The 18,625-nt window shown below is 57.2% G+C and carries 20 protein-coding genes; 17 read left to right on the top strand and 3 right to left on the bottom strand.

Annotated features, from left to right (window positions below):
• Positions 1-4: 4 nt before the first annotated feature.
• The 11 genes from GS614_RS16270 to GS614_RS16215 all read left to right on the top strand — a co-directional run bounded on the left by GS614_RS16270 (position 5) and on the right by GS614_RS16215 (position 8,393).
• Positions 5-211, top strand: a complete 207-nt coding sequence (locus GS614_RS16270) for a DUF1737 domain-containing protein (RefSeq protein ID WP_152456835.1) — start codon at positions 5-7, stop codon at positions 209-211.
• Positions 211-1,239, top strand: coding sequence for a MaoC family dehydratase (locus tag GS614_RS16265; RefSeq protein ID WP_171726803.1), 1,029 nt, complete (start codon positions 211-213; stop codon positions 1,237-1,239). Before GS614_RS16270 ends, GS614_RS16265 begins: the two co-directional genes overlap by 1 nt.
• 54 nt (positions 1,240-1,293) lie before the next feature.
• A complete protein-coding gene (locus GS614_RS16260) occupies positions 1,294-1,956 on the top strand; it encodes a DUF1194 domain-containing protein (RefSeq protein WP_171171150.1) in 663 nt (220 codons plus the stop codon).
• A 214-nt stretch (positions 1,957-2,170) separates the two neighbouring features.
• A complete protein-coding gene (sdhC, locus tag GS614_RS16255) occupies positions 2,171-2,557 on the top strand; it encodes a succinate dehydrogenase, cytochrome b556 subunit (RefSeq protein WP_152456838.1) in 387 nt (128 codons plus the stop codon).
• 13 nt (positions 2,558-2,570) lie between these two features.
• Complete coding sequence (gene sdhD, locus GS614_RS16250; protein ID WP_171726802.1) at positions 2,571-2,942, top strand: succinate dehydrogenase, hydrophobic membrane anchor protein; 372 nt, start codon at positions 2,571-2,573, stop codon at positions 2,940-2,942.
• 18 nt (positions 2,943-2,960) lie between these two features.
• Positions 2,961-4,766: a succinate dehydrogenase flavoprotein subunit gene (sdhA, locus tag GS614_RS16245; RefSeq protein WP_152456839.1), complete on the top strand. Its 1,806-nt coding sequence runs from the start codon at positions 2,961-2,963 to the stop codon at positions 4,764-4,766.
• A gap of 24 nt (positions 4,767-4,790) precedes the next feature.
• The gene (locus GS614_RS16240) at positions 4,791-5,390 is read left to right on the top strand and encodes a class I SAM-dependent methyltransferase (RefSeq protein ID WP_171726801.1); all 600 of its coding nucleotides are present in this window, start codon (positions 4,791-4,793) and stop codon (positions 5,388-5,390) included.
• 132 nt (positions 5,391-5,522) lie between these two features.
• The gene (locus GS614_RS16235; RefSeq protein ID WP_171726800.1) at positions 5,523-6,164 is read left to right on the top strand and encodes a sulfotransferase; all 642 of its coding nucleotides are present in this window, start codon (positions 5,523-5,525) and stop codon (positions 6,162-6,164) included.
• A gap of 31 nt (positions 6,165-6,195) precedes the next feature.
• Positions 6,196-6,975, top strand: a complete 780-nt coding sequence (locus GS614_RS16230) for a succinate dehydrogenase iron-sulfur subunit (RefSeq protein ID WP_152456842.1) — start codon at positions 6,196-6,198, stop codon at positions 6,973-6,975.
• Positions 6,976-7,098: 123 nt separating this feature from the next.
• Complete coding sequence (locus GS614_RS16225) at positions 7,099-7,239, top strand: hypothetical protein (RefSeq protein ID WP_171119692.1); 141 nt, start codon at positions 7,099-7,101, stop codon at positions 7,237-7,239.
• A gap of 290 nt (positions 7,240-7,529) precedes the next feature.
• On the top strand, positions 7,530-8,393 hold the full coding sequence (locus tag GS614_RS16215) for a DUF1989 domain-containing protein (protein WP_171726798.1): 864 nt from the start codon (positions 7,530-7,532) through the stop codon (positions 8,391-8,393).
• A 37-nt stretch (positions 8,394-8,430) separates the two neighbouring features.
• On the opposite strand, the gene deoD is transcribed toward GS614_RS16215, so the two are convergent.
• The 3 genes from deoD to GS614_RS16200 all read right to left on the bottom strand — a co-directional run bounded on the left by deoD (position 8,431) and on the right by GS614_RS16200 (position 11,568).
• Complete coding sequence (deoD, locus tag GS614_RS16210) at positions 8,431-9,141, bottom strand: purine-nucleoside phosphorylase (RefSeq protein WP_171331358.1); 711 nt, start codon at positions 9,139-9,141, stop codon at positions 8,431-8,433.
• A gap of 17 nt (positions 9,142-9,158) precedes the next feature.
• A complete protein-coding gene (locus GS614_RS16205; RefSeq protein WP_171206038.1) occupies positions 9,159-9,476 on the bottom strand; it encodes an H-NS family nucleoid-associated regulatory protein in 318 nt (105 codons plus the stop codon).
• A gap of 124 nt (positions 9,477-9,600) precedes the next feature.
• Entirely contained in the window at positions 9,601-11,568 is a 1,968-nt protein-coding gene (locus GS614_RS16200) for a protein meaA (protein ID WP_171171138.1), read from the bottom strand.
• Positions 11,569-11,712: 144 nt separating this feature from the next.
• Between GS614_RS16200 and GS614_RS16195 the strand changes: the two genes are divergently transcribed.
• From GS614_RS16195 to GS614_RS16170, 6 genes are all read left to right on the top strand, one after another.
• On the top strand, positions 11,713-13,077 hold the full coding sequence (locus GS614_RS16195) for a 1-acyl-sn-glycerol-3-phosphate acyltransferase (RefSeq protein ID WP_171119687.1): 1,365 nt from the start codon (positions 11,713-11,715) through the stop codon (positions 13,075-13,077).
• Positions 13,078-13,213: 136 nt separating this feature from the next.
• Positions 13,214-14,497, top strand: coding sequence for a crotonyl-CoA carboxylase/reductase (gene ccrA, locus GS614_RS16190; protein ID WP_170346380.1), 1,284 nt, complete (start codon positions 13,214-13,216; stop codon positions 14,495-14,497).
• A 368-nt stretch (positions 14,498-14,865) separates the two neighbouring features.
• Positions 14,866-15,585 carry a LuxR family transcriptional regulator gene (locus tag GS614_RS16185; RefSeq protein WP_171634910.1) on the top strand — a complete coding sequence of 240 codons (720 nt, stop codon included), beginning with the start codon at positions 14,866-14,868 and terminating at the stop codon, positions 15,583-15,585.
• A gap of 83 nt (positions 15,586-15,668) precedes the next feature.
• Positions 15,669-16,307: an acyl-homoserine-lactone synthase gene (locus GS614_RS16180; RefSeq protein WP_152456852.1), complete on the top strand. Its 639-nt coding sequence runs from the start codon at positions 15,669-15,671 to the stop codon at positions 16,305-16,307.
• A gap of 60 nt (positions 16,308-16,367) precedes the next feature.
• Positions 16,368-17,900, top strand: a complete 1,533-nt coding sequence (locus GS614_RS16175; protein ID WP_171363575.1) for an ATP-dependent RecD-like DNA helicase — start codon at positions 16,368-16,370, stop codon at positions 17,898-17,900.
• A complete protein-coding gene (locus GS614_RS16170; protein ID WP_171363576.1) occupies positions 17,897-18,625 on the top strand; it encodes an SDR family oxidoreductase in 729 nt (242 codons plus the stop codon). Before GS614_RS16175 ends, GS614_RS16170 begins: the two co-directional genes overlap by 4 nt.

Below are 18,625 nucleotides of genomic sequence, written 5' to 3'. Positions count from 1 at the left end.
CCCCATGGCGAAACTCTATCGTTTGTTGACCGAAGAAGACACGTCGGCCTTCTGCCACAAGGTGTCAGATGCGCTGGCGAAGGGATGGGAGCTGTACGGTGACCCGTCCTATGCCTTTGACTCAGCCAACAATGTAATGCGGTGTGCGCAGGCTGTGACCAAAGAGGTCGAAGCCGACTATTCCCCCGACATGAAACTGGGACAGCAGTAATGGTAAAAACAAATCCGGGCCGATTTTTCGAGGATTATTCCGTAGGGCAGGTGTTGCAACACGCCGTGCCGCGCACAGTGACCGAGGGCGAACGCGGTTTGTATCACGCGCTTTATCCCGCGCGTCACGCGCTGTATTCCTCGGACGAATTTGCCCGGGATTGCGGTTTGCCGGAAAGTCCGCTTGATGATCTGGCGGCGTTTCATCTGGTGTTCGGCAAAACGGTTCCGGATGTCTCGTTGAACGCGGTTGCCAATCTTGGCTATGGCGAAGGCCGTTGGCTGAAACCCGTCTACGCCGGTGATACCCTGCGATCTGTGTCCGAGGTTATTGGCGTCAAACAGAATTCCAACGGGAAAACAGGTGTCGTCTGGGTCCGCACCCGTGGTTTGAACCAATTGGACGAAGTCGTCATCGAATATGTCCGTTGGGTGATGGTGCGCAAGGCAGACGTGAATGCGCCAGCGCCCGAAACGGTTGTTCCAGAATTGAAGAAGGCCTTGACGCCCCAGGATCTGATCGTGCCCGAAGGTCTGGATTTTTCGAATTACGATTTCGCTTTGGCCGGTGAAGCGCATCGTTGGGGCGATTATGAAATCGGTGAGAAAATCGACCACGTGGACGGCGTCACCGTGGAAGAGGCCGAACACATGCTGGCCACGCGATTGTGGCAGAACACCGCCAAGGTGCATTTCGACCTGACGTTCCGCCCGGAAGGCAGGTTGATCTATGGCGGGCACGTGATCTCGATGGCGCGGACATTGTCGTTCAATGGGCTTGCGAACGCGCAGATGATTGTCGGCCTGAATGGTGGCGCGCATGCCAACCCGTGTTTCGCGGGCGACACGATCAAGGCCTGGTCCGAAGTCATGGATAAGGCGGAAACCGGTGTTCCCGGCGTGGGTGCGATCCGCCTGCGTCTGGTGGCGACAAAGGGTGGCGATCCGTTCGTGTTGAAGAATGACGAGGGCCGGTATTTGCCGGATGTGCTTCTGGACCTCGACTATTGGGCGCTCATGCCGCAATAGGCGTGCTGACGGTAATGTGAGCCATTCGCGTGCAAGCCGTGCTAGGCTTGCAACATGCATATTCTGCGCGCGATATTGACCAGCGTTTGTCTGGCACCGGCGGCTCAGGCCTGCGATCTGGCGCTGGCCCTGGCGGTTGACGTTTCCGGCTCTGTCGACGCCAGCGAGTTTCGTATCCAGATGGACGGGCTGGCCGCTGGTCTGCGTGACCCGATCGTGTCCGAGGCATTGGTTCGTGGTCAGGCGCAGTTGATGCTGGTGCAATGGACCGGGTCGTCGCGCCAGCAGGTCACGATCCCCTGGACCCGAGTCGACAGTTTCGCGGCGCTGGATCGTTTTGCCGATCAGGTTGCCGAAGATCCACGCATCTGGCGGAACTTCTCGACCGCGATTGGCGAGGCGCTGCATACGACGCTGGACGCATTTGAGTCCGTTTCCGATTGCAAACGGCGACTGATCGATCTGTCGGGGGACGGCGTATCCAATGAAGGCGTCGAACCGACGCAAGTTCACGCGGCTTTGCGGGACCGAGGCATCGTCGTCAATGCGTTGGCCATCGAAGAAAGTGAACCGGACCTGACGGCCTATTTCTTTGAGAATGTTATCGTGGGCGAGGGCGCTTTTGTCGTTTCGGCCTCGGGCTTCGCGGACTACCCGGAACGAATTCGCAAGAAACTGCTGCGCGAAGTGACGCAGCAAACGGCAGGCCTGAAATGACAGTCAGGAGATTCGTGATCACATGCCTTTGGTCTTGAAATCGCTAACATTGATGAAGGGGAATGTTAAATGTGATCACGACAATATTTTGTGTGATCACATACCGGAATAATCCGTCAAATTGCGCTGAATTTAGTGGTTTTTGCACCCGCAGCACGTGACAGTGTCGCAAAAAACAGTAAAACGTTCGGTAGCCAACCGAAAAGGAGCCGCCATGGCCGATGTAAATCGGGGCAACCGCCCACTTTCGCCGCACCTGTCGATCTATCGTCCACAGCTGACGTCGGTCACATCCATCCTGACACGCATCACCGGAAACGCGCTACTGCTGGCGGCGCTGCTGATCGTCTGGTGGTTTCTGGCCGCAGCAACGTCGCCCGAGGCCTTCGCCGTTGCGAACGGAGTGATTACTTCGGTACTTGGCGATCTGGTGATGGCTCTGTCCGTTTGGGGTCTTTGGTATCACACGCTGGCCGGTGTACGGCACCTGATCTGGGACAATGCGATTGGGTTGGACCTACCCACAGCGACAAAGCTGGGCTGGGCCGTTGTCATCGGATCGGTCGTGCTGACCCTTCTGACCCTTGTCATCGTCGCGTGATTGGAGGCCTGACATGCGTTATCTGACCGACCGCAAACGCGCCGCTGGCCTCGGCTCGGCGAAATCCGGCACCGCTCATTTCTGGGCGATGAAAGTCAGCTCGGTGGCTCTGCTGATCCTTGTGCCTTTGTTTGTTTTCACCTTCGGCCCGGTTCTGGGTCAGCCGTTTGACGTGGTGCTTGAATACTACTCGCGGCCCTTCCCGGCCATCGTGGCAGCACTGACGCTGGCGGTTGGCTTCAAACACTTCGCAGACGGTGCGCAGGTGATGCTTGAAGACTACGTTCACGGCACGCTTAAGAAGGTCCTGATTATTCTGGTGACCTGCCTGTCCTACGGTGCGGCTGCGGCCGGCATCTTCGCCATCGCGCGCATTGCCCTTTAATTCCCGGAGCTGAAAGAAATGGCTGCATACGAATACGAAACGCATGAATATGACGTGGTCGTTGTCGGCGCCGGTGGGGCCGGTCTGCGGGCGACATTGGGTATGGCGGAACAAGGCCTGCGTACGGCCTGCGTGACCAAGGTTTTCCCAACCCGTTCTCATACCGTGGCTGCACAGGGTGGCATTGCCGCGTCGCTGTCGAATATGGGCCCCGATCATTGGCAATGGCACATGTACGATACCGTCAAGGGCTCGGACTGGTTGGGCGATACCGACGCGATGGAGTACCTTGCCCGCGAGGCGCCCAAGGCGGTCTACGAGCTGGAGCACTATGGCGTTCCGTTCAGCCGGACGGAAGAGGGCAAGATTTATCAGCGCCCCTTCGGTGGACACACCACTGAATTCGGAGAAGGTCCTGCGGTACAGCGCACCTGTGCAGCCGCCGACCGGACCGGCCACGCGATCCTACATACTCTGTACGGACAGTCGCTCAAGAACAACGCCGAGTTCTATATCGAGTATTTCGCCATCGACTTGATCATGTCCGAAGACGGTCAGTGTCAGGGTGTCGTCTGCTGGAAGCTGGACGATGGCACCATGCATGTCTTCAACGCCAAGATGGTGGTATTGGCGACCGGCGGCTATGGCCGTGCCTATTTCAGCGCCACCTCGGCCCATACCTGCACCGGCGATGGCGGCGGCATGGTGGCCCGTGCTGGGCTGGCCTTGCAGGATATGGAATTCGTTCAGTTCCACCCCACAGGCATCTACGGTTCGGGCTGTCTGATCACCGAAGGTGCGCGCGGCGAAGGCGGGTATCTGACAAACTCGGAAGGTGAACGGTTCATGGAGCGCTATGCGCCCCAGTACAAGGACCTCGCACCACGCGATTACGTTTCGCGCTCGATGACCATGGAAATCCGCGAGGGACGTGGCGTTGGGGCCGAAGGGGATCACATTCACCTGAACCTCAGCCACTTGCCCGCCGAAGCTCTGGCGGAGCGCCTGCCCGGTATCTCGGAAAGCGCCAAGATTTTTGCGGGTGTGGATGTCACCAAGGAACCGATCCCGGTTCTGCCCACCGTGCATTACAACATGGGCGGTATCCCCACGAACTATTGGGGTGAGGTTCTGAACCCGACTGCCGACGATCCGACTGCGGTTGTTCCCGGTTTGATGGCCGTTGGCGAAGCCGGTTGTGCCTCTGTCCACGGTGCGAACCGACTGGGGTCGAACTCGCTGATTGACCTTGTGGTCTTTGGCCGGGCGGCAGCGATCCGGGCTGGCAAGGTTGTCGACGCCGAATCCCCCAACCCGGTTCTGAACCAGGCGTCGGTCGACAAGGCGTTTGACCGTTTTGATGCGGTGCGTAACGCCAGCGGTTCAATCCCAACCGCTGATCTTCGGCTTGAGATGCAAAAGACCATGCAGGCGGATGCGGCCGTGTTCCGAACCGCCAAGACCATGGCCGAAGGCGTCGAGAAGATGACAGCGATTGCCGCAAAGATGGACGACCTGAAGGTCACAGACCGTTCGTTGGTCTGGAACAGCGATCTGATGGAAACCCTTGAACTGACCAACCTGATGCCAAACGCGCTTGCCACCATCGTCGGCGCCGAGGCCCGCAAGGAATCCCGAGGGGCCCACGCGCATGAGGACTTCAGCGAGCGTGATGACGAAAACTGGCGTGTTCACACGGTCAGCCGGGTTGAGGGCAGCAAGGTTGAGCTCAGCTATCGTCCGGTCATCGTTGATCCGCTGACGACCGAGGACCAAGGCGGTATCAGCTTGCAGAAAATCGCGCCCAAAGCGCGGACGTTCTAAAGGCTGGTCAGGAACAGGGGCGAGATGGCAGAGTTTTCTTCGACCGATTATTGGCAACGCCGATATGAGCACGGCAAGACCTCGGGTGCGGGGTCTTACGGGCGTCTTGCTGTCTACAAAGCGAATTTCATCAACACGATGGTCGAGATGGAAGGCGTGGAATCGGTTGTAGAATTGGGATCGGGCGACGGAAATCAGGCGCAATTGTTTGATATCCCGAAATATACCGGCTTGGATGTCTCGGACCTCTGCGTTCGGCGCTGCAACGAAGTTTTTCGATCCCGCCCCAATTGGGTGTTCAAAAACGCCGATTCCGAGGTTGAGCCGCATGACGTTTCTCTTTCGTTGGATGTCATTTATCATCTGACCGAGGACAGCGTTTTCGACAACTACATGCGGCGGCTCTTCGGGTTGGCACAGCGTTATGTCGTTATCTATTCGTCGGATTTTGACCTGAACCCTTCCAACCAGCATGTGCGCCATCGTTCGTATTCCGCCTGGATAGAAGACTTCATGCCCGGCTGGCAGCTCTATTGTGAAGAAGAGAACCCGTTTGCCGTCAAAGGGCATGCCCATGCCTCAAAGAACAGCTTCGCCGCGTTCAAAGTGTTCGAGCGGAGATGAACGAGTGACTGGCGCAAGCACCATATCGACCGGGGAAGCCAAACAAGCCGCTTTTGATCCTGTCAAATGCCGGTGGGGCGTTCAAAAAAGCGCAAGCCATGATGAAATCCCAGGCGCATCGCGGCGTATGCTATGCTGGTGCTTGCAATGACGGTCGAGAAACTCCAATCCGGGCAAAGTGATCCCAAGATCATCCTGATCGGCTTGAACCGATGTGCGACGACCTCGTTTCACATGCTGTTTCAGAACAGCGGGATTCCTTCGGTGCATTGGGAAGATGACCAGGGTCAAAACCTTGCACATCGCATGGTAACCAATATTGCCATGGGGCGCAGACCGCTGGATGGGTTTGGTACAGTCCGGGCCTTCACTGATATCGCCTTCGTCAATTCGCGCTTCATGCTGGACGGCGCGCGGTTCTTTCGAGAGCTGCACGCGGCTTACCCGGACGCCTATTTCTTGCTGAACACGCGCAATCGCGATGACTGGATCGCATCACGTGCCAACCATTCCGGCGGTAGGTACCTTGAGCGATGCTGCAAGGCCAATGGACAGACGGCCGACCAGGTGAAGCGGGGCTGGGCGCATATGTATGACGTGCACCATTCCGAGGTCGAAGCTTTCTTTGACGACAACCCGCGCTTTCTGCGTTTTGATATCGACCGGGACGACCCGCAAAACCTTGCGGATTGGCTTTCTCCGGATTTCGACGTGAACATTGCCCATTGGGGGCATTATAACCGAGGGGCGTCTGAACGCGCCCGGACAGGCTGAAAGGCGGCCTTGTGCTGAATGGAGAATTGACATGGTTCAACTGACCCTGCCCAAGAATTCCCGGATTACCACCGGCAAGACCTGGCCAAAGCCGGACGGCGCCACGAACGTGCGCAAGTTCCAGATCTATCGTTGGAACCCCGATGACGGGCAGAACCCGCGTGTCGACACCTATTTCGTTGATATGGATACGTGCGGTCCGATGGTACTGGACGCGCTGATCAAGATCAAAAACGAGATCGATCCGACGTTGACGTTCCGCCGGTCTTGCCGCGAAGGCATCTGTGGATCTTGCGCGATGAACATCGACGGGATCAACACGCTGGCCTGTATCTATGGCATGGATGAGATCAAGGGCGATGTGAAAATCTATCCGCTGCCGCATATGCCGGTGGTCAAGGACCTGATCCCTGATCTGACTCATTTCTATGCCCAGCATGCGTCCATCATGCCGTGGCTGGAAACCAAGACCAATCGCCCTGCGAAGGAATGGAAACAATCCATCGAAGATCGCAAGAAGCTGGACGGTCTCTATGAATGCGTGATGTGCGCCAGCTGCTCGACCTCATGCCCCAGCTACTGGTGGAATGGCGACCGCTATCTTGGCCCTGCGGCCTTGCTGCATGCCTATCGCTGGATCATCGACAGCCGGGATGAAGCCACCGGTGAACGTCTGGATGAGCTGGAAGATCCGTTCAAGCTCTACCGCTGTCACACCATCATGAACTGCGCCAAGACCTGCCCGAAAGGTCTGAACCCGGCCAAGGCGATTGCCGAGATCAAGAAGATGATGGTCGAGCGCGCGGTCTAAACACAGGCCCGATTTGCGATTTTCGCATGTCCATCTTGCAAAAATAGGCGATGCAGCCCCGGCTGCATTGCCTTATTTTTTTTGGGCAGGGAGGGGTGATGAGCTTAAGTCAGGATCACTCCAATGAGCAAAGACACATCCAAACGGAAAACCGACGCCCAAGACGCGCTGGAACTGCTTGAACAGGCATGGGCCTATTACACGCCCGAACCTGCGAAGGCTGACAAGGAACCAGAGCTTTTCGAATACGCAAACGCAGCCTGATACAGGCGGCAAGGCTTGCAAACTGACGGTTTATCGGCAAAGCACAGGGATGCCTGTTCTTCTGCTTCTTCTGGCGGCCGGCGTGTTTGCCTATTTCCTCTGGCGCTCGCGCCATTCCGGGCTGACACGTGATTGCAGGTGGCGGCAGGACAAGAGCCACGGCATCTGGCGATGCAGCTTCTGCGGTGCCGAAGCCACCGCACCGGACCAACCATTGCGGTGTTTGAGGGCGCGTGACCCCTGAAAGATAGGGCTTTCCGAGGGCTGAATAATACGCCACTCTGCCCGGCATGACCGTTTCAGAAAACACTCTACAACCGCCCGAAGATGCCGAAGCCCGTCGCGCGGTTGCCCCTGTCATCTGTTACTCGAACGAGGCATTGCCGCGACCGGATGTACCTTGGATGAAGTCCCTTCGAGCACGCGCAAGCAAAACGGGCGAAGTGCTGGTGCCGCCACGCGATGCGCGTTGTTTTGAAGTGCCTGCCGGCCATTTCTTTCGCATCACTTCCGTCGAGGGGCCGCAGGTTGGCGATCTGAACCTCTGGAACCGAAACGACCTTTCGGAACGCTTCTATTCCGGAAAAACCCGGGCGCTGCATGGCACGCATCTGACCACCGGAGAGCGGATGTGGTCCAGTTTTCCTCATCTGCGCCCGATGGCCACGATTATTGCGGATACGCTGGAGTGGTACGGGATCGATTCCTATGGGGGGTCGGTTCATGACGTCATCGGTACGCGATGCGATCCGTATACGGGCAACCTTTTGTCCGGTACGCAATACCACCATTGTTGCCATTCCAACCTGACACGCGCGCTTGCGGATCACCTCAATATTCCGCTGGCCGAAGCCGAACCCGCGGTGCACGACGTATTGAACGTCTTCATGTGTACCGGTTTCACCCGCGACACGGGTCAGTACTTCATGAAAGCCTCACCCGTGCGCCCCGGAGATTTTCTGGAATTTTTTGCCGAGATTGATTTGCTGGGCAACCTCAGCGCCTGCCCGGGCGGGGATTGTTCTTCGGAACATTCCTCGGACACGGCTGCATGCCACCCCTTGCTGGTGGAGGTGTTCGCTCCTGCCAGTGGTGATTTGAAGGGGTGGGATAGCCCTGCGAGCAATGGTTATGATCGCTCGCACGGGCGTTAGCAACGGCAGGCGCCCGTTTCCTCGTGCCTGCCCACCATCAGCTGTTGGGGAACGCAGCCTGAAGCGCGATTTCCACCATTTCACCAAAGCTGCTTTCACGTTCTGACGATGGCAGAGCCTCTCCGGTCAACAGGTGGTCGGAAACAGTCAGAACGGCCAGAGCGCGGCACTTGTGGCGCGCCGCCAGGATATAGAGTTCGGCCGCTTCCATCTCGACCCCCAGAATGCCGTGACGCACCATCTGTTCATTGAGATCTGGACGCTCGTCATAAAAGACATCTGACGAGTAAATTCCACCAACATGGGTCGGCGTTCCCTTGGCGGCAGCCGCGGTGGCGGCAGCTTGCAGCAGCCCCCAATCGGCGCAGGGTGCAAAGTTGAGCTCTTTCATGATGCCGCGCGACGGCGTGCTCAGCGTGGTTGATGTCATGGCCAGAATAACGTCACGAATTTTGACGCTGTCCTGCATCCCCCCGCAGGATCCGATGCGGATCAGGGTTTTCGCATCGTATTCGAGGATCAACTCGTTTACATAAATGGAAAGAGACGGCATTCCCATGCCGCTTCCCTGAATTGTCACGGGATTTCCCTTCCAGTTTCCGGTAAAGCCAAGCATTCCCCGAACGTTATTGACCTGTTTGACATCGTCCAAAAACGTCTCGGCCGCCCATTTCGCCCGGTAGGGATCACCGGGCAAAAGAACGGTTTCAGCTATTTCGCCTTTTTCGGCGCCAATATGAATTGTCATTTTCAAAAACGCTCAGATTAGATTTCCAGATCAGAAATATCCACGCCTGCGGTCAGCGCGTCATGCACCCATTGAGGCTTGCGGCCGCGACCGGTCCAAGTTTGATCTGGATTTTCCGGGTTGCGGTATTTAGCCTTTGTTTTTGTTGGCTTAACGCTGCGCGACGCTTCTCCGGACAGCTCAGACAAAGAGAAGCCGAATTCTGCCGCAGCCTTTTCTGCGGCTTTCAAAGCTTCCTGACGTTCGCGTTTTTCTGCCCTGACCAAAGCTTTTTCAATGTCATTGCGCAAAGCCAAAAGGTCTTTGCGTGACATATTCTCAAGATTGATCCCCATCATTCTTCTCCATCAGATAATAATTACGGTGCACATGAGCGCGCACCGTAATTCCAAATATCAGCTTATTCCATCCCGAATTTTTCAGAGACGGAAACAGGAGAAAAAGTGCCTTTAAGCTAATTTACTCTGCCGCGAGGTTCCGAGGATCCGCCAGAGTAACGATATCGCCCATTATCGAATTGAGTTCGAAGTTTTTCGGGGTGTAGACCTTGGCCACACCCATGGATTTCAGTTTTTCGGCATCTTCGTCCGGAATAATGCCACCCACCACGACTGGGATATGAGACAACCCCGCCTGCCGCAGACGTTCCATGACGTCTTTGACTAGTGGCAGGTGGCTGCCGGACAGGATCGACAATCCAATGACATGCGCGTCATCTTCGCGGGCGGCCGCAACGATTTCTTCGGGTGTCAGGCGAATGCCCTCATAGCTGATGTCCATACCGCAATCGCGGGCACGGAAGGCGATCTGCTCGGCACCGTTGGAATGGCCGTCCAGCCCAGGTTTGCCTACAAGGAACTTCAGACGCCGGCCCAGCTTGTCGCTGACGGCATCAACGGCGGCACGCAGGTCGTCCAGCCCTTCGGTCTTGTTCGAAACAGACCCGGAAACACCGGTTGGGCCGCGATAGGTTCCATAGACTTTGCGCATTTCTTCGGCCCATTCGCCCGTCGTCGCGCCGGCCTTTGCGGCGGCAATGGACGGTTCCATGATGTTTGCCCCGGTCTGTGCCGCTTCGCGCAGCGCGGCCAGGGCCGCGGTTACGGCCGCTTCGTCCCGTTCTGCGCGCCACGTATTTAGGCGGTCGATCTGTTCTTGTTCCACGGCAGGATCAACAACCATGATGCCACCGTCTTCGGTTTGAAGCGGTGATGCCTCGCCTTCGATCCATTTGTTCACACCGACAACAACGGTTTCGTTGCGCTCGATCCGGTTCAGGCGTTCAGCGTTGGAATCCACCAGTCGGGACTTCATGTATTCGATCGAAGCGACCGCGCCGCCCATCGAATCCAGGTTGGCCAGTTCGGCGCGTGCGCCTTCTTTCAGCTCTTTCACCTTGGCATCGACCGCGGGGTTGCCATCGAACAGGTCATCGTATTCCAGCAGATCGGTTTCGTAGGCCAGGATCTGCTGCATCCGCATCGACCACTGCTGGTCCCACGGGCGCGGCAGACCCAGCGCCTCGTTCCAGGCGGGCAACTGCACCGCTCGGGCGCGGGCATTCTTCGACAGGGTTACGGCCAGCATCTCGATCAGGATGCGATAGACGTTGTTTTCGGGCTGCTGCTCGGTCAGACCCAGAGAGTTCACCTGCACGCCATAGCGGAATCGACGGAATTTCGGATTTTCAACGCCATAGCGTTGTTGCAGGATCTCATCCCAAAGATCCACGAAGGCTCGCATTTTGCACATTTCAGTGACAAAGCGGATGCCGGCATTCACAAAAAAGGAAATCCGGCCGCAGAGCGCCGGAAAATCCTCGGCAGGTACACGTGGGCGCAATTCGTCCAGCACGGCGATGGCAGTGGCTAGGGCATATGCCAGTTCCTGCTCTGGCGTCGCACCCGCCTCTTGCAGGTGATACGAGCACACGTTCATCGGGTTCCATTTCGGAACATTGGTATAGCAATACTCGGCCACGTCCGCGATCATCTTGAGCGACGGCTTGGGCGGGCAAACATAAGTGCCGCGGCTCAGGTATTCCTTGATCAGGTCGTTTTGAACCGTGCCCTGTAGTTTGGATACATCCGCGCCTTGCTCTTCCGCGACGGCGATATAAAGCGCCAAAAGCCATGGCGCAGTGGCGTTGATCGTCATCGAGGTGTTCATCTGCTCCAGCGGGATCTGGTCGAACAGAACCCGCATGTCGCCCAGATGACAGACCGGCACACCAACCTTGCCGACTTCACCGCGGGCCAAAGTGTGGTCGCTGTCATAGCCCGTTTGAGTGGGCAGATCGAAGGCCACCGACAGGCCGGTTTGGCCTTTCGCAAGATTCCCCCGATAAAGCGCGTTCGAGGCTTTGGCCGTGGAATGACCGGCATAGGTTCGGATGAGCCAGGGGCGATCTTTCTGCGTCTGCGTCATAGCGGGGCCTCGCGTTTCAGTGGGCAATAAAATTTCGTCTTGAGGTTCTAAAGCGCAATTTTCGGGACATGTCAATTCGCTGCGTTGCGGCATGCCGCAATTGTTCAGATTGTGGGCAGCTGTGATTGGTGGCAATCTGCCGCCATGACGCAAACCGTGGAACTTCCGCTTTGGCTTTTCGTGCTGATCGTGGTCTTTGCCATGGTCACTTTCGCATCGCATTTCCTGTTTCCGTCCGTCCGCTGGTTTTTCCGTCGCAGGTTGGAACGCGCGGTGGCGCGCCTGAACCAGCGCCTTCAACGCCCAATCCAGCCCTTCAAGTTGGCGCGTCGACACGACATGATCCAGCGCTTGATTTATGATCCGCAGGTCGGCCAGGCGGTTCAGCAACATGCCCGTGAAACCGGCATGCCCGAGGCCGTCGCCTCGGAGCAGGCACGTCGTTATGCCCGAGAGATCGTTCCGTCCTTTTCGGCCTTCGCCTATTTCAGCTTTGCGATCCGGCTGGCCCGCTTGCTGAGCAACACATTCTACGAGGTACGGCTTAGCTATCAGGACGAAGAATCCGTCAGGAACATTGATCCCGAAGCTACGGTTGTCTTTGTCATGAACCACCGAAGCAACATGGATTACGTTTTGGTCACGTATCTTGCGGCCCGACATTCTGCGCTGTCTTATGCTGTAGGAGAGTGGGCCCGGGTCTGGCCGCTCAGCCGATTGATCCGGGCGATGGGGGCGTATTTTATCCGGCGCAAGTCCGGTAGCGAACTCTATCGTCAGGTTCTGTCCACCTATGTGCGTCACGCAACCGAAGCCGGCGTAACTCAAGCCATGTTTCCAGAAGGCGGGCTGAGCCTGACCGGTGCCATTGCGCGCCCCAAGCTTGGACTGCTCAAGTACATTATGGATGGAACATCGCCACAGGGGCGCGATGTGGTGTTTGTCCCGGTTGCTCTGAATTACGACCGTGTGTTGGAAGACACCATCCTGACCCGCGCGGCACTTGGAACAGAGCGGCGGTTTCGCGCACGGATCGGCGTCATCACGCGCTGGATAGTGAAACAGATCTGGCGTCGTTTGATCGGCCGATACAAGCGGTTCGGTCTGGCGTCCGTCCGGTACGGCAGGCCGATCTCTCTCAAGGAATTCCGGGCTGAAGGCAGTGACGACATGATGACGGATTTGGCTCGGACGCTGATGCAGCGTATCCAGCATGCTATTCCGCTTGTGCCGGCACCAGCGGCCTGTTTGCTGGTGCGCGACAAGGGCCCGATGTCCGAAGAAGACGTGCTGTCACAAATCCGACAGATGATGGAGCGCGATGATCCGCAGACCAAGGACAATTCGCAGGCCATATCAAATGCTTTGGATCAACTGGTTGAACGCCGGATTCTGAACCGACAGGGGAACATGCTGTCCGTATCAGGTCAGCGCGGCGATCTTCTGGACTACTACGCCGCATCCGCCCCGGCGGATTCAGGTAACCAGGTTTCTGCATCCGCAAAATAACTTTCTGCAACCGCTGGGTCATAAAATTACAATATGGCGCCAAAAACGGTTGCAATATTACTCATCGCCCAATATTCCAGTCTGTGAAGCGCGCGATTCTGCGTCGCGGCAAAGGCACTGAACAGAGGAGGCCGGCATGGCTTTGGACACCGAAAGTGGTATCGCGTCGTACGAGGCACCTGAAAAAGATCTGTATGAAATGGGTGAAATCCCGCCCATGGGATATGTCCCAAAGCAAATGTACGCTTGGGCCATCCGCAAAGAACGTCATGGTGAGCCGAACACCGCCATGCAGCAGGAAGTTGTGGATGTTCCGACCCTGGACAGCAACGAAGTGCTGGTTCTGGTTATGGCTGCCGGGGTCAACTACAACGGCGTCTGGGCTGCTCTGGGGCAGCCGATCAGCCCGTTTGATGGCCACAAAGCACCCTACCACATCGCGGGTTCGGATGCGTCGGGCATCGTTTGGGCCGTTGGCGACAAGGTAAAGCGCTGGAAAGTTGGCGACGAGGTTGTGATCCACTGCAACCAGGACGACGGCGATGACGAGGAATGCAACGGCGGTGATCCGATGTATTCGCCCAGCCAGCGGATCTGGGGCTATGAAACACCGGATGGCTCGTTCAGCCAGTTCACCCGCGTGCAGGCACAGCAGCTTATGCCGCGCCCCAAGCATCTGACATGGGAAGAAGCGGCGTGCTACACCCTGACGCTGGCAACCGCGTACCGGATGCTGTTTGGCCACGAGCCACACGATCTGAAACCGGGTCAGAACGTCCTGGTTTGGGGTGCATCCGGGGGTCTGGGTTCCTATGCCATCCAGCTGATCAATACCGCCGGTGCAAATGCGATCGGCGTGATCTCGGACGAAAGCAAACGTGATTTCGTAATGGGGCTGGGCGCCAAGGGCGTGCTGAACCGCCGCGACTTTAACTGCTGGGGTCAATTGCCCACGGTCAACACACCGGAATATGCCGAATGGTTCAAAGAGGCCCGCAAATTCGGCAAGGCGATCTGGGACATAACCGGCAAAGGCAACAATGTTGACATGGTGTTCGAACACCCGGGTGAAAGCACTTTCCCAGTGTCGACCTTCGTTGTGAAAAAAGGCGGTATGGTCGTGATTTGCGCCGGAACATCGGGTTTCAACTGTACATTCGATGTGCGCTACATGTGGATGCACCAAAAGCGTTTGCAGGGCTCGCACTTTGCTCATCTGAAGCAGGCGGCAGCCGCGAACAAGCTGATGGTCGAGCGCCGCCTGGACCCCTGCATGTCCGAAGTGTTCACGTGGAATGACCTGCCCGAGGCCCATATGAAAATGCTGCGGAACGAGCACAAGCCGGGCAATATGTCCGTTCTTGTTCAGGCGCCGCGTACGGGTCTGCGTACCCTCGAGGAAGTCCTGGACGCAGGCTAACAACCCGCCAGGGTTGTAGACAAAAAACGCCCGCGAATCACCTTGCTGGTTCGCGGGTGTTTTGCGTTTTTCGGGCCTCTGACGATCTTTCAAATGCTTGCATTTTTGCCCATCGCTATTTTTGGGGAGTAGAAACCGGCGAATAGGCTGAAAAAGATCATACATGTTATGGTTGTGTTAACCCTTCGTTAACTGTTTCAGAGAGACCCTGATGGCGCAAAATGAGTGGATATTGGACGTATTGTCGGACCTCAATGCTTTCGCCGTTGCGAATGGTTTGAGCGCGCTTGCAGAGCAGCTTGATGACACAAGACTGATCGCGGCTGCCGAGATTGCGTCCTTGAAGAACGAGGTACGGGCGCCCGCGAATGGCAACGAAGGTCGATTTGGGTCAAATCCTTCAGGATTTGGAAAACACCAACACGCTTGAAGAACTCAGCGCCGTAGCTGAGCGTTTGCGGGACGCGTTGAAGGTCGAGCACCTGACGTATCACTGGGTTGACGGTGCCGGAGATCAATACGGCTACACCACCTATTCAGACGCCTGGGATGAGCGCTACAGGGAAAAAAACTATCACCGTATCGACCCTGTGATCTTGGGGTGTTTCCAGCGGTTTCATCCGGTTGACTGGAAGTCGCTGGATTGGTCCGGCAAGGTGGCAAAGGCCTTCCTTCTGGATGCGCAAAACCATGGCGTTGGAAATCAGGGGTATTCCATCCCAATTCGGGGTCCAAATGGTCAGTTCGCCCTGTTCACGGTCAACCACAGTTGTGATGACCAAACCTGGAAGAACTTTATCTCGACTTACGGACGTGATTTGATTCTTGTTGCGCATTACATAAATCGCAAGGCGCTGGAGTTTGAAAAAGACAGGCAGCCGGACTGCCCGCGCAGCTTGTCGCCAAGGGAAATCGACGCGATCACACTTTTGGCGTTGGGATACAGCCGCGCCCAAGTGGCCCATTCCCTGACGATTTCTGAGCATACGCTGCGCGTTTACATTGAAAGCGCGCGCTCAAAGCTGGGCGCACATAACACAACACACGCAATTGCCACGGCACTCAGCCGGGGATTAATAGTGGTTTAAGAGGCGAACGGCCTCCACACGCAAAATTAACCACGACTCTGTACTCCCTTCGTTCCTGCACAGGACGACAAGGGGAACAAGTCATGTTGCGTTATCTATATGCCGATGAGTTACACAGATTTCCGACTCTGGCAGAGGGGATGTTCAAGGATCGTGCGGATCAGTTCAAGACCAGGTTGGGGTGGGATGTCCACGTCAACGAGAAGGGCGAAGAACGGGACGAATACGATGATCTCAATCCGCTTTATGTCATCTGGGAAGAGCCGGATGGCAGCCACGGAGGGTCGATGCGTGTATTGCCTACGACCGGTCGGGTGATGATCAATGAGGTTTTTGGTCATCTGAATGGCGGCAAGCCGATTTGCAGCCCCCTGATCTGGGAAGTCACCCGGTTCTGCCTGTCCCGAACAGCCAGCCCGCATACTGCCGGCGCCATCATGTTGAGCGGCGGTGAAATGATGGAAGGTTTCGGCCTGACGCATATCGCCGGCGTATTCGATGCAAGGATGATCAGAATCTATCGCCTGATCGGGTCCTCGCCCGAGGTTCTGGGAACCCAGGGCAGCGGGCGCGATCAGATTTCAGTCGGATTGTGGCCCTATTCCGCGGACGACTGCAACCGGGTGGCCGAGCGTGCGGGCATCCCGCGCGACCTGTCTCGGATGTGGTTCAAGGCCGCATTCGGGCCGAAGAAACAGCACCGGTTCGCCCTGTCCGCTTAAGTGTCGGAAAACGCTAATCCACATCTGGTGGTGGTCGGCGCGGCCCTGTAGGGTCGCGCCATGTCCTTGCCGAATGTAACGTTCTCAGATGATCAGGCCGCCGCGTATGACAGCATCGCCGAGATGCTGCGGGCAGCAGGTGTTGATCTCGAAGATGATGCCCTTCTGAAACTGCCAGGCGCAGGAAAATCAGGTGTGATGGCCGTGATCGGCAAGGCTGGTTCGGGCAAAACGCTGCTGTTGGCCGAGCTGTACAAGGCACTGGCAGAGACGGGTGTTCAGATCGTGTCCGGCGATTATGAAAGCCGCAAATCGAAAGACAAGCGCAGCCTTGCCATCCTGGCCCCGACGAACAAGGCTGCAAGCGTTCTGCGATTGCGCGGCGTGCCTGCGACCACGATTCACCGCATATTGTACACGCCGGTCTATGATCCGGAATACGAGCGTATTGCGGAATGGCTGGCTGGCAATGACGAACGCCCCGATATCGAAGGTTTGACGGATGAAGCCTTGGATCGTGCGGCTGCTTTTTACCAAAACAACAAATCTATCCCCGGGGCGCTGGCCGCCGCCGGTTTGCGAGGGTCGGATTTCATCACCGGGTGGAAGCGCCGTGACGAACCGCTGGATATCGGGTTCGTCGATGAGGCGTCGATGCTGGATGACCGCCAGTTCGATGATCTCAAAGAGATTTTCCCGACCCTTCTGTTGTTCGGCGATCCGGCTCAGCTGGCACCGGTAAATCAGTCTGGCAGCATGGTGTTCGAGGCATTGCCCGAGCCCAGGAAGCTGACACTTCAGCGCGTGCACCGCCAGGATGCAGACAACCCAATTCTGGATCTTGCGCATGCGCTGGCTGACCCGGCAATGAGCTTCGAGGATTTCGAGCGACTGATCGAAGAAACAGCCCGTCGGGATGACCGGGTTGTCTGGGGCCAGCGGGTTGAGGTCGATCTGATGGCCCGAAGCCCGGTTCTCGTCTGGCGCAACGCCACGCGCATTCGTTTGATACAGGCCTTCAGGCAAGTTCACGGCGCACCGGATACGGAATTGCTGGAAGGTGAACCGCTTATTTGTGATGGGATCGAATTGCCCTTGAAACATCGCAAGAAACGGCTGGACCTTGAGGCGCGTGGGCTGATCAAAGGAGCTCAGGTGGTATATCTGGGGCCGGGACGAAAGCCGGGCTTCTCGCGTCTTCACGTGATGGGGGCCGAAGACCCGCAGGTCAGCGCCGCGTCCATTGTTCAGATCGAAAAACCGGACGAGGAAGAGCCGTTCATTCCCTATGCCGCCCGCATGGGGGCGACCTTTTTGCACGGAGCGGCCGTGACGATCCACAAGGCGCAGGGGTCACAATGGGATACGGTTCAGGTGTTCGCTCCGGATCTCTATGCCGCCGCTCGCATGGGCCGGACCGAGGCCGGACAGCCATTGTGGAAGCGTTTGGCATATGTCGCGATCACACGCGCGCAAGAGCGGCTGATCTGGGTGGTGCGCAATCGCCTGTCGAAACCCACGCACCCTCTGCGTGTGGATGACTTGAGGGCGATTCCGGCGGCGTCGCTGACGTTGGAGGCGGAAGAGACATGAAATCCATCATCGTAACGGGTGCCAGTTCAGGTATTGGCCGGGCAACGGCCCTGCTGTTCTTGTCCCAAGGGTGGACGGTCGGGCTGTTGGCGCGCAGCAAAGACAAATTGGAAGCTCTGGCAAAGGAGCATCAGGCAGCCATCGTCCTGCCTGCGGATGTGACCGACCCGAATGCGGTTGAACGGGCTTTTCGGTCTTTTACAGACCGCACCGGGCGGCTGGATGTTCTGTTCAACAACGCCGGGATCTTCGCGCCGGGCGGCACGATCGACGAGATCGCTCTGGACGATTGGTATCAAAGCGTCAACGTGAACCTGAACGGCATGTTCCTATGCGCGCGTGAAGCTTTCAAAATCATGCGTCACCAAAACCCGCAGGGCGGCCGGATCATAAACAACGGCTCGATAGCGGCACATGTTCCGCGCCCGAATTCGGTACACTATTCGGCCACAAAGCATGCCATTACAGGGCTGACGCGCAGCCTTTCGCTGGATGGGCGTCGCTTTGGAATCGCCTGCGGGCAGATCGATATCGGAAACGCGCGCACGCAGATGGTTCAGGGCCTTGTGGACGCGGCGCAAGCCGCGGGCGAGACACCAGACCCGACGATGGCCGTGGAAGACGCCGCGCGTTCGGTCCTGCATATGGCAAGCCTGCCGCCCGAGGCCAACGTGCAGTTCATGACCGTCATGGCCACGACCATGCCCTATATCGGCCGAGGGTGA

The sequence above is a fragment of the Ruegeria sp. HKCCD6604 genome (genome assembly GCF_013110635.1).
Taxonomy (GTDB): Bacteria; Pseudomonadota; Alphaproteobacteria; order Rhodobacterales; family Rhodobacteraceae; genus Ruegeria.
This window is presented reverse-complemented; position numbering and strand designations above follow the sequence as displayed.